The sequence below is a fragment of the Cupriavidus sp. 2SB genome, assembly GCF_005503625.1.
Lineage (GTDB): Bacteria > Pseudomonadota > Gammaproteobacteria > Burkholderiales > Burkholderiaceae > Cupriavidus.
In genome coordinates this window covers 1-18,070 of sequence record NZ_SCMX01000029.1, presented here as the reverse complement: position 1 = coordinate 18,070, position 18,070 = coordinate 1, and the positions used below count along the sequence as shown (strand labels likewise).

Annotated in this window: 2 protein-coding genes; both read left to right on the top strand. The window is 68.4% G+C overall.

The features are described from left to right. The first annotated feature begins 10 nt into the window (after positions 1-10). Positions 11-3,310 (top strand): non-ribosomal peptide synthetase, encoded by a 3,300-nt coding sequence (locus FFS21_RS15400; RefSeq protein WP_137925665.1) that lies wholly within the window; start codon positions 11-13, stop codon positions 3,308-3,310. Positions 3,311-3,312: 2 nt separating this feature from the next. Continuing rightward, positions 3,313-18,070, top strand: a 14,758-nt coding sequence (locus FFS21_RS15395) for a non-ribosomal peptide synthase/polyketide synthase (RefSeq protein ID WP_137925664.1), incomplete at its 3' end; no start/stop codon positions are given.

Sequence of the window (18,070 nt, the reverse complement as noted above, 5' to 3'; positions counted from 1 at the left end):
AAATCGTTCGATGCAAGATATTTCTGCTCGCCGCGCCAGCCTCAATCCGGCGCAACTGGCCCTGCTGCGCCAGCGCCTGCGTGGGGGGGCTGCCGCTGGCGCCGCTACGCAGGCGGCCGCCGACCGTATCGTGCGGCGCGCGTCCGATGGCCCGGCACGGTTGTCGTTTGCGCAGCAACGGCTGTGGGTGCTGTCGAAGATCGATCCCGCCAGCACCGCCTATCATCTCTGCGGCGGCTTGCGGCTGCAGGGCACGCTCGACGTGTCTGCCCTGCGGCATGCCCTGGCGGTGCTCGTGGGGCGGCACGCGGCACTGCGCACGGTGTTTCGCACCAATGAAGCTGGCGAGGCCGAACAATGCGTGCAGCCCACCGCTGACATCGTGCTGGAAGTGGTGGACCACGCGGCATCGCACGGCGCCATCCGTCGCCTGTGCGATACGCCGTTCGATCTGGAGCGTGGCCCGCTCATGCGTGTGGCGCTGTGCCAGCGCGCGGCCAACGATGCCGAGCTGGTGGTGGTGATGCATCACATCGTGTCGGACGCCGTCTCGACGCAGGTGATCCTCGCGGATCTGTCGCGCGCCTATCGCGCTCACGTGGCCGGGCGTGTCGAGGCACTGCCGCCGCCTGACATCGACTATGCCGATTTCGCCGAGTGGCAGCGTGACTGGCTCAAGGACGGCGAACAGGCGCGTCAACTCGGTTACTGGCGCACGCAGCTTGGCGATGCGCATCCGGTGCTGTCGCTGCAGACGGACCGGCCCCGTCTGGCATCGGCGGGCTATCACGTTGCGGCGCATGTCTTTGCTGTGCCGCCCGCGCTGCTGGCCCAGTTGCGCCAGCGCGCGCAGGCGGCCGACAGCACGTTGTTCTCGGTGCTGCTCGCTGCCTTTCACGCGCTGCTGCACCGTTACGCCGATCTGCCGGTGATCCGGACCGGCGTGCCGTTTGCCAACCGCAATCGCGCGGAAACCGCTGGTGTCGTGGGCTTCTTCATCAACACGGTGGTGCTGCAATCGCGCATGGCCGCGCGCGTGACGCTGGGGCAGGTGCTGCACCACATCCACGCCGCAGCGCTCGACGCCCAGGCAAACCAGGACCTGCCGTTCGAGCAACTGGTGGAGGCGTTGCAGCCGGAACGCACGCCCGGCCACCATCCGCTGTTTCAGGCGATGTTCAACCACGTGCGGCGCGATGACAGCGCGTTGTCCGGCTGGCCCCGCCTGGCCGTTTCGCGCATCGACCTGCCGCATGGCAATGCCCAGTTCGAACTGATGCTGGAGTCCATCGAACACGACGACGGCACGCTGCAACTGACGCTGCGTTATGCCGCCGAACTGTTCGAGCCGGAGACCATGGCGCGCATGGCGGCGCACTACGAAGCCATGCTGCAAGCGCTCGCCACGCAGCCCGATACGGCTGTGGCCGATGTGCCGCTGCTGGGCGCCGAGGAAGGCGCGCGGCTCGATGGCTGGGGCATCAACACGGATACGCACGGCACGCCGGAGCCGGTGCATCACCTCATTGCCCGACAGGCAGCGGCCACGCCCGATGCAGTGGCCCTGGTGTTCGGCGAGCAATCGCTGCGCTACGCGGAGCTGGATGCGCGTGCCAATCGGTTGGCGCATCAACTGATCGCACTGGGCGTGCGTCCCGAGATGCCCGTGGGCATCGTGGCCGAACGCTCGATCGAGATGGTGGTGGGCCTGCTCGGCATCCTCAAGGCCGGTGGCGCCTATGTGCCCATCGATCCCGAGTATCCGGCCGAGCGCATCGCGTACATGGTCGAGGACAGCGCGGTGTCGCTGCTGCTCGGGCAGTCGCATCTGCGCGAACGGGTGCCGGCCCGGCTGGCCGCCACGTGGCTCGATCTCGATACGCTCGATTGGAATGCGTGGCCGACCTACGCGCCAGCGGTGCCGCTGCACGCCGAGAGCCTGGCCTACGTGATCTACACCTCGGGCTCCACGGGACGCCCCAAGGGCGCGGCCAATCGGCACGGCGCGCTGCATAACCGGCTCGCGTGGATGCAGCAGGCGTATGCACTGAGCGCGTCGGACACCGTGTTGCAGAAGACCCCGTTCAGCTTCGATGTCTCGGTCTGGGAGTTCTTCTGGCCGCTGATGGCCGGTGCGCGTCTGGCGCTGGCAGCACCGGGCGAGCATCGCGATCCGGCGCGGCTCGTGGCGCGCATTGCGGCGCATGACGTGAGCACGCTGCACTTCGTGCCGTCGATGCTGGCCGCATTCATGGCCCACGATGGCGTGGAAGCCTGCCGCAGCGTGCGGCGCATCGTGTGCAGCGGCGAGGCGTTGCCCGCAGAAGTGCAGGCGCAGGTGCTGGCGCGTTTGCCGTGGGTCTCGCTCGACAACCTCTATGGCCCGACCGAGGCGGCGATCGACGTCACGTACTGGAACTGCCGCGCCGAAGGGCGGCAAGTGCCGATTGGCCGACCGCTGTCGGGCATCCGCACGCATGTGCTCGACGGTAGCCTGAACCGCGTGCCGCAGGGCGTGGCGGGCGAGTTGTATCTGGGCGGCGTGGGATTGGCGCGCGGCTATCTGCGTCGTCCGGGCCTGACCGCCGAGCGCTTCGTGGCCGATCCCTTCGAGGCAGGCGGGCGCCTGTATCGCACGGGCGATCTGGTGCGCTGGCGTGCCGATGGGCAACTGGAATACCTGGGGCGGATAGACCATCAGGTGAAGATCCGTGGCCTGCGGATCGAACTGGGCGAGATCGAGGCGCAGTTGCTGGCGCTGCCCGAAGTGGCGGAGGCGGTGGTGGTTGCCGTAGGCGGCACGCGACTGGTGGCCTACGTGGCATGCCGGGCAGGGCAGTCGCTCGATGCGCAGGCGATGCGTGTCAGGCTCGGTGAAGCATTGCCCGAGTACATGGTGCCGTCCGCGTTGATGGTGCTCGATCGTCTGCCGCTGAACGCCAACGGCAAGCTGGATCGCAAGGCGCTGCCGGCACCGGAAGCGCAAACGCAGGCCAGCTACGAAGCGCCGCAAGGCGAAGCGGAAATCTCGCTGGCAGCCATCTGGGCGGAGGTGCTCGGCATCCAACGCGTGGGCCGTCACGACAACTTCTTTGAACTGGGCGGCGATTCGCTGTCCACGGTGCGCGTCAGTGCGCTGCTCGTGTCCCGCCACGGATGGGATCTCCCGATGCGGCACCTGTTCGATCACCCCACGCCGCACGCGCTCGCCAGACATATCGCCGCCAGCGACACCAACACGCTGGGTGGCCAGCAGCAGCGCCTGTCTGCAATGGACGACCTGCTCAACGCACTGGAAGGACTGGAATAACCATGGCATTGGACGCACAACAGATCGCGCAACGTTTCGCCGCACTGGCACCGCAAGCCCGCCGCGAATTCCTGAGCAAGCTCGAAGCCATGGGCCTGAGCGCGGCCGAGCTGCCGATCGTTCCGGCCCGCCGCGATGCGCCGCTGCCGCTCTCGTACGCGCAGCGCGCCATGTGGCTCACCTGGCAGCTCGATCCCACGAGCCCGGCCTACAACCTGCCGGGCGCCTTGCATCTGCGCGGCACACTGGATCGCACGGCACTGCACGCAGCCTTGAACGGATTGACCCGGCGGCACGACATCCTGCGCACCGTTTACCGTGTGGCCGACGATGGCGAGGCGTCCCAGCATGTGCTGGAACACGTCGATTTACCGCTGCCGTTCGAAGATCTGCGCGGTGAAGACACCGAAGCGACGCTCCGCGTGCGGCTCGACACCTTCCGCGAAAAGCCGTTCCAGTTGGATATCGCGGCACCGATCCGTGCCGCGCTGTTCCAGACCGGCGATGCCGAGCATGTGCTGGCGCTGTCTGTCCACCACATCGCCGCCGATGGCTGGTCGATCCGCATTGCCATCGACGAACTGCTCGGCCACTACCAGGCGCTGACACAGGGCGGCGTGGCCGCGCCGCCCCCGCTGCCGATCCAGTACGCCGACTACGCCGTATGGCAACGCAACTGGCTCGAAGCTGGCGTGGCCGAGCGGCAGCTTGCGCATTGGACCGGGCGTCTTGGCGACGTCCACGCCATCGCCGTGCTGCCGTTCGACCGCGAGCGCGACGTTGCCGCGCCGGCCCATCTCGCCGCACGCGAAGGGCGCCACCGCATGGTGCTTTCCGCCGAACTGAGCCAGCGCCTGCGCGCACTGGCCCGTGCCCAGGGCGCCTCGGTGTACATGGTGATGCTCGCGCTGCTGGACGTGGCGCTGTATCGGCACGGTGGACAGTCCGATCTGCGCGTGGGATCGCCATTGGCGAGCCGGCAAAAAGCCGAGACGCTGGGCTTGATCGGCTGCCTGCTCAATGTCCAGGTGATCCGCGCCGAGCTGGATGCACGCGAAGGGTTCGCATCACTGCTGGCCCGTGTGCGCGATGCCGTGCTCGACGCACAGGCACATCCGGACCTGCCCTTCGAGATGCTTGTCGATGCGCTGGCGCCGGAGCGTCAGCCGGGCGTGCATCCGCTGTTCCAGGTGAAGTGCACCGAGCAGCAGGACCGGCCCGCGAACTTCCACGCAGCGGGCCTTGAGATCCGGATCGAGGAACTGAGCGGCGGCCATGCCCACTTCGACCTGAGCTTCGATTTCACGGATCGCCAGGACGGTATCGAATGCGTACTGGCCTACGCTGCCGCACGCTTCGACGAAGCTACCATCGCGCGCTTTGGCACCGCACTGGCTGCCATCGCCGAGCAGGCGGTGACCGCGCCGACATTGCCGCTGGCCGCCTATCGCGTACCGGGCGCGCAGACGGCGCTGTGCGGTCCCGCGCAAACGTTCGCCGTGGCAGACCTCATGGCGTCGTGGGATCAGGCCGTGCGCGATGTGCCTGCGCGGCTCGCCGTTCACGACGAGTCTGGCGGTCATGACTTCGCCAGCGTCGATGCCCGCGCCAGCGCGCTGGCTCGCAAGCTGCAGGCGCATGGCATCGGCGCGGAGAGCCGTGTCGCCATCCTCGCCGAACGCTCGAATGCCTTCGTGCTGGGTGTGCTGGCCGTGCTCAAGGCCGGTGCCGCCTATGTCCCGCTCGATCCCCAACTGCCGGCCGACCGTCTGGCCTATCAGGTGGAGAACAGCGGCGCCGCATTGCTGCTTGCCGCCGTGGCGCCGGCGTGGACGGCCGATATCGAAGTCTGGCCGCTGACTTGCGAGGGCGAGGCGCCGGCCATGGTGCCGGACTGGCAGCCTGCGCCGGTTCATCCGGCGCAGGCCGCCTACGTGATCTACACATCGGGGTCCACGGGCCAGCCAAAGGGTGTCACGGTCGCGCGTGGCGCGCTCACACACTATGTGCGTGCCGTGCTGGACCGGATGGCGCTGCCGGCGGAAGCCGGGAGCCTGGCGATGATCTCCACGGTGGCCGCCGACCTGGGGCACACGAGCTTCTTCGGCGCGCTGTGCAGCGGACGGACGCTGCACCTGATCAGCCGCGAGCGTGCGTTCGATCCCGACCGTTTCGGCGAGTACATGGCCGCGCACGGCGTGGATGCGCTCAAGATCGTGCCGAGCCATCTGCAGGCCCTGCTGCAGGCCCGCGATGCCGCGTCGGTGTTGCCGCGCCATTTGCTGGTGCTTGGCGGCGAGTCCACCTCGTGGGATCTGCTCGACCGTATCCACGCGCTGCGCCCCGGCTGTGCCGTGATGAATCACTATGGTCCCTCGGAGACCACGGTGGGCGTGCTGACGCAGGACGGCCAGACGGCCAATCGCACGGCGGCGGGCCTGCCGCTGGGCAAGCCGCTTGCCAACGGCAAGGCCATGGTGCTCGACGCCGACATGAACCCGGTGGCGCAGGGCGTGGCGGGCGAGTTGTACCTGTCCGGCCCCGGCGTGGCGCGCGGTTACGCGGCCCGTCCCGGACAGACCGCCGAACGCTTTGTCGCCCATCCGCTGCGCGCGGGCGAGCGCATGTACCGGACCGGCGACAAGGTGCGCATGCTGCCCGATGGCAGCCTTGCGTTCCTGGGCCGGGTCGATGACCAGGTCAAGATTCGCGGCTATCGGGTGGAGCCCGGTGAGGTGCGCCGCGCCATGCTGGCCCTGCCGGGCGTTGCCGAGGCCGAGGTGCTGGCGGACCAGGCCGACGATGGCCGCGCGATGCTGTGCGCGTATGTGGTGGGCAGCGCCGATGCCAACACGTTGCGCGAGCGGCTCTCCGCGACACTGCCCGACTACATGGTGCCGGCAGCGATCGTGCTGCTCGATGCACTGCCGCTGAACGCCAACGGCAAGATCGACCGCAAGGCATTGCCGCGTCCGGAACGCGATGGCGGCTCGCGCTACGAAGCGCCGCAGAGCGAGTTCGAAGAGAAGCTGGCCGCGATCTGGGCCGAGGTGCTGGGCGTGGCGCGCGTGGGGCGCAGCGACAATGTGTTCGCACTGGGCGCCGATTCCATCCTGAGCCTCAAGGTGGTGGCCCGCGCACGCAAGCAGGGCATCAAGCTGGCGCCGCGCCAGTTGCTGGAGCACCAGACGCTGGCGGCGCTCGCCGCGGCACACGCCGCTGCCGTGGCGCCCGTGGCCGTCGCACAGTCCGACGCGGCGCCGTTGCCCGCCATGCCCCGGTTGGCCGACGATGTTCGTTTCGATCCGCAACCGCTGTCGCCGGCGCAGGCACGCCAGTGGTTCCTCTGGAAGCTGGACCCTGCCAGCACGGCCAACCATATCGCCGGTGGCCTGCGCTTGCAGGGCGCGCTCGACATCGATCTGCTGGTGCAGGCACTGCGTGCCGTGGTGGCGCGGCACGAAGCATTCCGCACGGTGATCGTGGCCGATGCCGATGGCAAGGCCATGCAGCGGGTGCTGCCGGAGGCGACGTTCGACGTGCCGGTGATCGACCTGCGGAACACTGCGGGCGCCGAGGCATCGGCCACGGACGAGGCCGCCCGTCTGGCGCTGACGCCATTCGATCTCGAAGGCCAGATTCCGGTGCGTGCGGCGCTGATCCGCATGGCCGATGACGACCATCGGCTGGTCGTGGTGATGCATCACATTGCCTCGGATGGCTGGTCGATGCGCGTGATCGTCGACGAGTTCGTGACGCGATTCGGCGCGCTGCGGAACGGGCAGGCGTTGCCGGTGGCACCGCTGGCCGTCCAGTACGTGGACTATGCGGCATGGCAGCGCGGCTGGTTCGATGCCGCCGAGCAGACCCGCCAACTCGACTACTGGCGCACGCAGCTTGGCCACGATCATCCGGTGCTGCAACTGCCCGCCGACGCCCCCCGGCTGGCCGCCGACGGCTACCGCGAGGCACGCCACGTGGCGACGCTGCCCAGAACCGTGCGCGATGCACTGGCCCAGCGTGCGCAGGCCAGCGGCGCCACCGTGTTCATGGCGCTGCTGACGGCGTTCCAGACGCTGCTGTCGCGCTACACCGGGCTGGCCGATATTCGCGTGGGCGTGCCCATCGCCAACCGGCATCGTGCCGATGTGCAGGACACGGTCGGGCTTTTCGTCAATACGCAGGTGATGCGGCTGCAAGCCGACCCGCGCATGACACTGGCGCAGGCACTGGCACAGACCCGCGAAGCTGCGCTGGGCGCGCAGGCCCATCAGGACCTGCCATTCGAGCAACTGGTGGATGCGCTGCAGCCGGAGCGCAGCCTGAGCCATCCGCCGCTGTTCCAGGTCATGTTCAATCACCAGCGTGACAACCGCGCCGCGCTGGCCGCGCTGGCCGGGTCGAGCGATCTGTCGGTGACGCCGTGGGCCGTTGGCGCACAGGCCGCACAGTTCGAACTGGTCCTCGACTCCATCGAACACGACGACGGCACGCTGCAACTGACGCTGCGTTATGCCGCCGAACTGTTCGAGCCGGAGACCATGGCGCGCATGGCGGCGCACTACGAAGCCATGCTGCAAGCGCTCGCCACGCAGCCCGATACGGCTGTGGCCGATGTGCCGCTGCTGGGCGCCGAGGAAGGCGCGCGGCTCGATGGCTGGGGCATCAACACGGATACGCACGGCACGCCGGAGCCGGTGCATCACCTCATTGCCCGACAGGCAGCGGCCACGCCCGATGCAGTGGCCCTGGTGTTCGGCGAGCAATCGCTGCGCTACGCGGAGCTGGATGCGCGTGCCAATCGGTTGGCGCATCAACTGATCGCACTGGGCGTGCGTCCCGAGATGCCCGTGGGCATCGTGGCCGAACGCTCGATCGAGATGGTGGTGGGCCTGCTCGGCATCCTCAAGGCCGGTGGCGCCTATGTGCCCATCGATCCCGAGTATCCGGCCGAGCGCATCGCGTACATGGTCGAGGACAGCGCGGTGTCGCTGCTGCTCGGGCAGTCGCATCTGCGCGAACGGGTGCCGGCCCGGCTGGCCGCCACGTGGCTCGATCTCGATACGCTCGATTGGAATGCGTGGCCGACCTACGCGCCAGCGGTGCCGCTGCACGCCGAGAGCCTGGCCTACGTGATCTACACCTCGGGCTCCACGGGACGCCCCAAGGGCGCGGCCAATCGGCACGGCGCGCTGCATAACCGGCTCGCGTGGATGCAGCAGGCGTATGCACTGAGCGCGTCGGACACCGTGTTGCAGAAGACCCCGTTCAGCTTCGATGTCTCGGTCTGGGAGTTCTTCTGGCCGCTGATGGCCGGTGCGCGTCTGGCGCTGGCAGCACCGGGCGAGCATCGCGATCCGGCGCGGCTCGTGGCGCGCATTGCGGCGCATGACGTGAGCACGCTGCACTTCGTGCCGTCGATGCTGGCCGCATTCATGGCCCACGATGGCGTGGAAGCCTGCCGCAGCGTGCGGCGCATCGTGTGCAGCGGCGAGGCGTTGCCCGCAGAAGTGCAGGCGCAGGTGCTGGCGCGTTTGCCGTGGGTCTCGCTCGACAACCTCTATGGCCCGACCGAGGCGGCGATCGACGTCACGTACTGGAACTGCCGCGCCGAAGGGCGGCAAGTGCCGATTGGCCGACCGCTGTCGGGCATCCGCACGCATGTGCTCGACGGTAGCCTGAACCGCGTGCCGCAGGGCGTGGCGGGCGAGTTGTATCTGGGCGGCGTGGGATTGGCGCGCGGCTATCTGCGTCGTCCGGGCCTGACCGCCGAGCGCTTCGTGGCCGATCCCTTCGAGGCAGGCGGGCGCCTGTATCGCACGGGCGATCTGGTGCGCTGGCGTGCCGATGGGCAACTGGAATACCTGGGGCGGATAGACCATCAGGTGAAGATCCGTGGCCTGCGGATCGAACTGGGCGAGATCGAGGCGCAGTTGCTGGCGCTGCCCGAAGTGGCGGAGGCGGTGGTGGTTGCCGTAGGCGGCACGCGACTGGTGGCCTACGTGGCATGCCGGGCAGGGCAGTCGCTCGATGCGCAGGCGATGCGTGTCAGGCTCGGTGAAGCATTGCCCGAGTACATGGTGCCGTCCGCGTTGATGGTGCTCGATCGTCTGCCGCTGAACGCCAACGGCAAGCTGGATCGCAAGGCGCTGCCGGCACCGGAAGCGCAAACGCAGGCCAGCTACGAAGCGCCGCAAGGCGAAGCGGAAATCGCGCTGGCTGCCATCTGGGCGGAGGTGCTCGGCATCCAACGCGTGGGCCGTCACGACAACTTCTTTGAACTGGGTGGCGATTCCATCATCAGCTTGCAGATCGTGTCGCGCGCAGGGCGTACCGGGTGGCAACTGACGCCGCGCCAGATGTTCGAGTCGCAGACGCTTGCCCGACTGGCTGCCGTGGCCGTCCCCGCCCAACTGGCGGTGCGTGAACACGCGCCGGCTTCGGGCGATGTGCCACTGCTGCCATTCCAGGCCGCTTTCTTCGGCATGGACATGCCAGTGCGCCACCACTGGAATCAGGCGGTGCTGCTGCAATCGGCCGCCCCCATCGCCGCGCAGCCCATGCGCGAGGCACTGGCCGCGCTGATCGCCCATCACGACGCGCTGCGCATGCAGTTCACTTGCGATGTGGACGGCCACTGGCACCAGACGTGTGCGGCCGCCGGTAGCACGCCGAGGCACGACGTGTTGTGGACACGGCAGACCCCGGCAGACGGTCTCGATGCGCTGTGCGCCGAGGCCCAACGCAGCCTGGACCTGAACACCGGCACGCTCGTGCGCGCAGTCTCTATCGAGATCGATGACGCCGCGCCTGCCTACCGGCTGCTGCTGGTGATCCACCATCTGGCGGTCGATGGCGTGTCATGGCGCATCCTGCTCGACGATCTCCGCACCGCGTATCAGCAACGATGCGCGGGCCAGTCCGTGGCGTTGCCACCGCGCACAGCCAGTGTGCAGACGTGGGCGTTGGCACTGCGCGACCATGCCGAGTCGCACGCCGCCGATTTGCCTGCGTGGGAGGCATTGCGCAACGTGCCGGTGGCGCTGCCACGCGATGGCGCGGCAGCCTTCGGCACGGTTGGCGAGCGCGACAGTGTCACGCTGACGCTCGACGCAGCCGCCACGTCGGCATTGCTGCGCGAGGCACCGGCCGCCTATCGCACGCAAGTCAACGACATCCTGCTCACGGCACTGGGCCGTGCGCTGTGCGGCTGGACCGGTGGCGACCAGATCCTTGTCGATCTCGAAGGCCATGGCCGCGACGCCGTGTCTGACCTCGATATCTCGCGTACGGTCGGCTGGTTCACGAGCCTGTATCCGGTGGCGCTGGCGCCGCTGGGCGAACCGGGTGATGCGCTGCGACGCGTCAAGGAACACCTGCGCGCCGTACCGGGACGTAGCCTGAGCCATGGCGTGCTGCGCGAAATAGGCACCCCCGCGCAGCAGGCGGCGATGAAGGCCTTACCGCGTCCGGAAGTCGTTTTCAACTACCTGGGCCAGTTCGACGGTGCGTTCGATGCGGAAAACGGCTGGAAACCCGCCAACGAAAGCGCCGGTCCTGCCATGGATGCCGACGCGCCGCTGATGCACGCGCTGGCGATCAATGGTCAGGTCTACGACCAGACGCTGACGCTGACAGTCCACTACAGCCGCAACCGCCACGCGCGCCCGGCGATGGAGGCCCTTGCCGCCAGCTTCCAGCGCGAGCTGCAGGCGTTGATCGCGCATTGCACCAGCGGTGCGCGCGGTGTCTCGCCATCGGACTTCCCGCTGGCGGGCCTGACGCAAACAGCGCTCGACACGCTGGCCTTGCCAGTGGATGCGGCTGACATCGCGGACCTGTACCCGCTGGCGCCGATGCAGACCGGCATGCTGTTCCTGAGTGCCCACGCGGCGCAGGGCGATACGTATCTGAACCAGTTGCGCGCCGATATCGACCACCTCGATGTCGAACGCTTCCGCGCGGCGTGGCAGGCCGTGCTGGACCGGCACGACATTCTCCGGACCGGCTTCCTCGCCGGCGAAACGCCACTGCAATGGGTGGCACGGACCGTGCCGTTGCCGCTGACCGTGGTCGATGGGGTCGAAGCCGAGGCGCCCCACGATCTCGCTCCGGCGCTGGACACGCTGGCGCAGGCCGAGAGCGACCAGGGCTGCGATCTGGCGCAACCGCCGCTGATGCGGCTGGCGCTGGTACGCATCGGCGCCACACGCCATCACCTGATCTGGACCCATCACCATCTGCTGCTCGATGGCTGGAGCACGTCGCAACTGCTCGGCGAGGTGCTGAGTCACTATGCCGGCCAGTCGCTGCCGCCCCAGACCGCGCGCTACTGCGACTACATCGGCTGGTTGGGACAGCAGGACACCGCCGCAGCGCGCAGCTACTGGGGCAGTCGACTGGCGATCCTCACCGCACCCACTCGCGTGGCCGATGCATTGACCGCCCCGGTGGGTCGCCACGGCTACCGCGCTTATCCGCGCGTGCTCGACGCGGCGCGGAACGACAGCCTGCAGGCGTTTGCGCGGACGCGCCGCGTCACGCTGAACACGCTGATTCAAGGCGCATGGGCCATCCTGCTGCAACGTCTCACCGGTCAGGACGCCGTGTGCTTTGGCGCGACCACGGCGGGACGTCCGATGGATGTGCCGGGTGTCGAGCGCATGGTCGGACTCTTTATCAACACGCTGCCCGTGGTGGCGCAGCCGCGCCCCGGCGATGCGCTGAATGCCTGGCTTGATACGTTGCAGGCCCAGAGTATCGCCTCGCGCGAGCATGAGTTCCTGCCGCTGCATGACATCCAGCGCGCGGCCGGTGCCAGCGGGCAGGGGCTGTTCGATACCATCATCGTCTTCGAAAACTATCCCGTGGACGAAGCACTGTCGCGCAACCCGGCCGGACTGACATTTACCGATGTCCGTTCTGGCAACGGCAATCACTATCCATTGACGCTGCGCGTGAAGACCGGCGCCACGTTGAGTTTCGATTACCTGCACGATCTGGCGCACGTGGATGAGGCCATGGCCGCACGCATCGCGGACGCCTTCGACAGCGTGCTGCATGACATGGTCCGCGTGGGACAGCAGCACCCGGACGTGGCACTGGGCGCGCTCGCCCCCGTTCCTGTCGTGGCGCACGCGCCGGCCGCAGAGCCCGCCCCGAATGTGCTGGCCCTCTGGCGCGATGCCGTGCGTCGCACCCCTGCCGCGCAGGCCGTGGCCGACGAGGTGGATCAGTGCGCCCGCAGTGTCACGTTCGCGGACCTCGACGCGCGCAGCAACCGGCTGGCGCAACGGCTCCGCGCGCAGGGCATCGGCGCGGAATCGCGCGTGGGCGTGCATGCGCAGCGCTCCATCGAAATGGTGCTGGGCCTGCTGGCGGTGCTCAAGGCCGGTGGCGCGTATGTGCCACTCGATCCCGCATTGCCGGCATCGCGCCTGACCTACGTGGTCGACGATAGCCAGGCATCGCTGGTGCTCGATGCAACCGGTAACGCCAGCGGCTTTGGCGTTCCCGTGATGTCCCTGACCGACTCCGGTGATGCGCAGGCGCTGCCGGCGTTGCTGGACGCCGCGCCGCATCCCGCGTTGCCGGCCTATCTGATCTACACGTCCGGCTCGACCGGGCAGCCCAAGGGCGTGGTCATCAGCCATGGCGCGCTTGCCAACTACGTGCGGGCCGTGCTGCAGCGGATGGACCTGCCCGAGACAGCGCGCAGCATGGCAATGGCCTCGACCGTGGGCGCCGATCTGGGCCATACGGTGCTGTTCGGCGCGCTGTGCTCCGGGCGTCTGCTTCATATGCTCGCGCCGGAGCGTGCCTTCGATCCGGACCGGTTTGCGGACTACATGGACCGCCATGCCGTGGACGTGCTCAAGATCGTGCCGGGCCATCTGCAGGCGTTGTTGAGCGCCCAGCACGCTGCGGCGGTGCTGCCGCGTGCGCGGCTGGTGCTGGGCGGCGAGGCTACGCGCTGGCCGCTGCTGGCGCGCATCGCCGAACTGCGCCCGGAAACGCGCGTCATGAACCACTATGGCCCGACTGAAACCACGGTGGGCATCCTGACGCAGGAGGCCGCCACGGCGGACCGCGCCGCCGCGACGTTGCCCGTCGGCCATCCGCTGGCGGGCAATGCCGCCTACGTGCTGGATGCGGGCCTGAATGCCGTGCCGCGCGGTGGCGTGGGCGAGCTGTACCTGGGTGGGGCCGGACTGGCGCGTGGCTATCAGAGGCGTGCCGCACAGACCGCCGAGCGCTTTGTGGCGAATCCGATGGGCGATGGCGCGCGGCTGTATCGCACGGGCGACCGCGTGCGGATGCGCGAGGACGGCAGCCTCGAATTCCTCGGTCGGGTGGACGATCAGGTCAAGGTGCGCGGCTATCGCGTGGAACTGGGCGAGGTGGCGCAGGCGCTGGCGGCCTTGCCGCGCGTGAGCCGCGCCGAGGTGATTGCCCGCGACGCCGATGATGGGCGCACGCAATTGCACGCCTATGTGGTGGGCAACGGCGAGGGCCACCCCGATGTGGCAAGCCTGCGCGAGCAACTGGCCGCGACGCTGCCGGACTACATGGTGCCGGCCGCCATCATGGTGCTCGACGCGCTGCCGCTGACGCCAAACGGCAAGGTGGATCGCCGCGCGTTGCCAGAACCCGCAGCGCAGCAGGGCGACGACGGCGACGGGTTCGCGGCGCCAGAGGGTGAAGTCGAAACCACGCTGGCTGCCATCTGGGCAGAGATCCTCGGCGTGGCGCGCGTGGGCCGTCACGACAATTTCTTCGAACTGGGCGGAGATTCGATCCTGACGCTGCAGATCGTGGCGCGGGCCCGCCGTCGCGGCGTGAAGCTGACACCGCGCCAGTTGATGGAAGGGCAGACCGTTTCAGCGGTCGCGGCCGTGGCAACGCGCGTGCAGAGCGCTGCCGTACCGGCGCCGGCCGCGACGTTGGCCACCGAAACCTGGTTCGCCCTGACGCCGGCCCAGCACTGGTTCTTCGCCCACGCCGCCGCGCATCCGTTTGCCACCAGCCACTGGAACCAGTCGCTGATGCTGGAGAGCAGCGCGCCGGTCGATGTCGAACGGGTACGCCGCGCCGTGGCGCATGTGGTGGACCAACACGGCGCATTGCGGCTACGGTTCGCGCAGCGCGACGGCGCATGGCAACAATCGCTGGCCGCGTTGGGGACGTCATCGTTCAAGGTGGTGTCGCAGGCGGACGCCGAGGATGCATCGCAGGCCATCGCGGAGGCAGCGGATGCCGTCCAGCGCAGCCTCGACCTGTCCCGCCCTTTCCAGGCCGTGTGGATCGACCTCGGGCCGTCGCGCCCGGGCCGGCTGCTGCTGGCCGCCCATCACCTGGTGGTGGATGGCGTGTCGTGGCGCGTGATCGTCGAAGATCTCCACGCCGCGTACGAGCAACTCGGGCAAGGGCAGGCAGTGACATTGCCGCCGTCGACCAGCACGCTGCAGGCATGGGTCGAAACGCTGCAACGCCACGCCGGTAGTGCCGCGATGGCCGCCGAACTGCCTTACTGGCAGGCGCAGTGGCACGTCGAACAGGGCGAATCACGCAGCTTCCCCACAAAGGCGGGCGGCAGCAACACCGTGGCCGATGCGCACGCACTGAGCGTCACGCTCGACGAGGCAACGACGCGCCAGTTGCTCAACGAGGTGCCGCAGGCATACCGCACGCAGATCAACGACATCCTGCTGGCCGCGCTGGCCCGCACGCTCTGCGAATGGGATGGCCGGGACAGCGTGGTCGTGGAACTCGAAGGCCATGGCCGCGAGGAACTGGAAGAGGGAATCGATCTCACGCGCACGGTGGGTTGGCTGACGTCGCTGTTCCCGGTGCGGCTGACGCCCGGTAGCCGTGGAGAAGGCGAATCGCTCAAGGCCATCAAGGAACAGTTGCGCGCCGTGCCCTGCAAGGGGCTCGGTTATGGCGTGCTGCGCCATATGACCGAGGCAGGCCGCGCACTGGGCGATCTGCCGTATCCGCAGGTCACGTTCAACTATCTGGGGCAATTCGACCAGGCGTTCGGCAATGGCGCCGTGTGGCAGCCGGCGCGCGAATCGGCAGGGCGCCAGCGCGCACCGGAAAGCACGCGCCGCACATGGTTCGACGTGGGCGCGATGGTCCATGGCGGGCGCCTGAGCCTGAGCTGGTCGTTCAGCCGCGCGCTGCACGACGACGCTACAGTGCAGGGGCTGCTGGAGCGCTATCGCACGCATCTGGAATCGCTGATCGCGCATTGCCTCGCCGGCAACCGTGGCGTGACGCCTTCGGACGTACCGCTTGCCGGTCTCACGCAGGCGCAACTCGATACGCTGCCGATGGCGGCGGGCGCGACGGCAGAGCTGGAAGACCTCTATCCACTCTCGCCGATGCAGGCCGGCATGCTGTTCCACGCGCTGCTCGACCCCGAGGCCACGGCGTATCTGAACCAGTTGCGTATCGACTTCGACGGCCTCGATGTCGCACGCTTCCGTGCCGCGTGGCAGCAGGTCTTTGCACGGCATGAAGTGTTGCGTACCGGCTTCCTCACAGGCGAGACACCGCTGCAATGGGTGGCGCGTCCCGGCGCGCTGCCGTTGACCGAACACGATTGGCGTGATCGATCCACGGACCAGCACGACGCCGCGCTCGAAGCACTGGCCGCCTCGGAACTGGCGCGTGGCTTCGACCTTGCCGCGCCGCCGCTGATCCGGCTCGTGCTCGTGCGCACGGCTGCGCAGCGGCATCATCTGGTCTGGACCAGCCATCACCTGTTGCTCGATGGCTGGAGCACGTCGCAGTTGATGGGCGAGGTGCTGCGCGCCTATGCGGGTCAGCCCGCCACGCCGAAGTCCGGACGCTACCGCGACCATATCGGCTGGCTGCAGGCGCAGGACGCCGACGCGGCGCGGCAATACTGGGGCACGCAACTGGCGCGGCTGGAGGGGAACACGCATCTGGCAAAGACGCTGCCGACGCCGCCCAGCGCCATGGGCAAGGGCCGCGAGACGCGCGTGTTCGACGATGCCGCCACCGCTGCGCTCACCGCGTTTGCGCGTCGCGAACGCATTACACTCAACACGCTGATGCAGGCCGCATGGGCGCTGGTGCTCCAGCGCTATACCGGACAGCAGACCGTCAGCTTTGGCGCGACGGTGGCCGGACGTCCCGACGACGTGCCGGGTGCGCAGACGCTGCTTGGCCTGTTCATCAACACGCTGCCGGTGGTGGCGGCGCCGAAGGCGGGGCAGACCGTGGGCAACTGGCTGCGCGATCTGCAGGCGCACAACCTGGCGTCGCGCGAATTCGAGCACACGCCGCTCTACGACATCCAGCGCTGGGCAGGGCAGGCCGGACAGGCGCTGTTCGATTCGGTATTGGTCTTCGAGAACTATCCGGTCGATGCCGCGCTGCGCGAAACGCTGCCGGACAATTTGCAGGCAACTGTCATCCATCGTCGCGACGAAACCAGTTATCCGGTGACCGTCACTGCGTACGCCGTGCCGACATTGCATCTGCAGATCGACTTCGATCGCGCGGCGCTGAGCGAGGGCGATGCGGCACGCGTGGCGGATCACACCGTGCGTCTGCTGCAAGCGTTGGCCGCCGATGCATCGGCGGCAGTTGGCGGATTGGTGGCGCTGCACGACGCGGAACACGCGGTGCTGTCCCACTGGGGCACGGGCACACAACAAGACCATGCGCCGCTCGTGCACCTGGCCTTCCAGGCGCAGGCGCGTCGCAACCCCGACGCACTGGCCGTGCTGTTCGAGGATGAGGCCGCGGGCTTGTCCTACGGCGAACTGGAACGTCGCGCGAACCGGCTGGCCCATCGACTGATCGCACAGGGCGTGCGCGCCGATGACCGCGTGGGCCTCGCGGTGCCGCGTTCGACGGACATGGTCGTGGCGCTGCTCGCCATCCTCAAGGCCGGGGCGGCCTACGTACCGCTGGACCCCGCCTATCCGGCCGAGCGTCTGGCGTACATGGTCGAAGACAGCGGCATCGCCTTGCTGCTGACGCACCATGCCGTGCGCGACCGGCTGCCGCAGGGCACGGTGCCCGTTCTTGATCTCGCGGCCTTGCTCGACATCGACGGCCCGGATAGCGACCCGGCGGTGCCGGTCCATCGCGACCAACTGGCGTATGTGATCTACACCTCCGGCTCGACGGGCCGTCCCAAGGGCGTGGGGATGTCTCACGCCGCGCTGGCCGGCCACGCGCAGGTGTCGATCGGCTTCTTCGGCCTGACCCCGGCGGACCGCATGCTGCAGTTCGCCACGCTGAACTTCGACGGCTTTGTCGAGCAGCTTTACCCGCCGCTGTGCGCGGGCGCCGCCGTGGTGCTGCGTGGCCCGCAGTTGTGGGATAGCGAGACCTTCCATCAACGCCTGATCGCGCAGCGCATCAGCGTGGTCGATCTGACCACGGCCTACTGGTTCCTGCTGGTGCAGGACTTTGCGCGCCAGGGTCCGCGTGACTACGGCGTGCTGCGCCAGGTCCACGCAGGCGGCGAAGCGATGCCGCCCGAAGGGCTCAAGGCCTGGCGCGAAGCGGGGCTGTCGCACGTGACGCTGCTGAACACGTATGGTCCGACCGAAGCCACGGTCACGGCCACCGTGTTGGACTGCGCGCCGTACGTCGAAGGCAGGCCGTTGCCGGTGCAGATGCCGATTGGCACGCCGCTGGCGGGTCGCCGGGTCTATGTGCTCGACGGCCAGATGCAGGCCACACCGGCTGGCGTGCCGGGTGAGTTGTGCATCG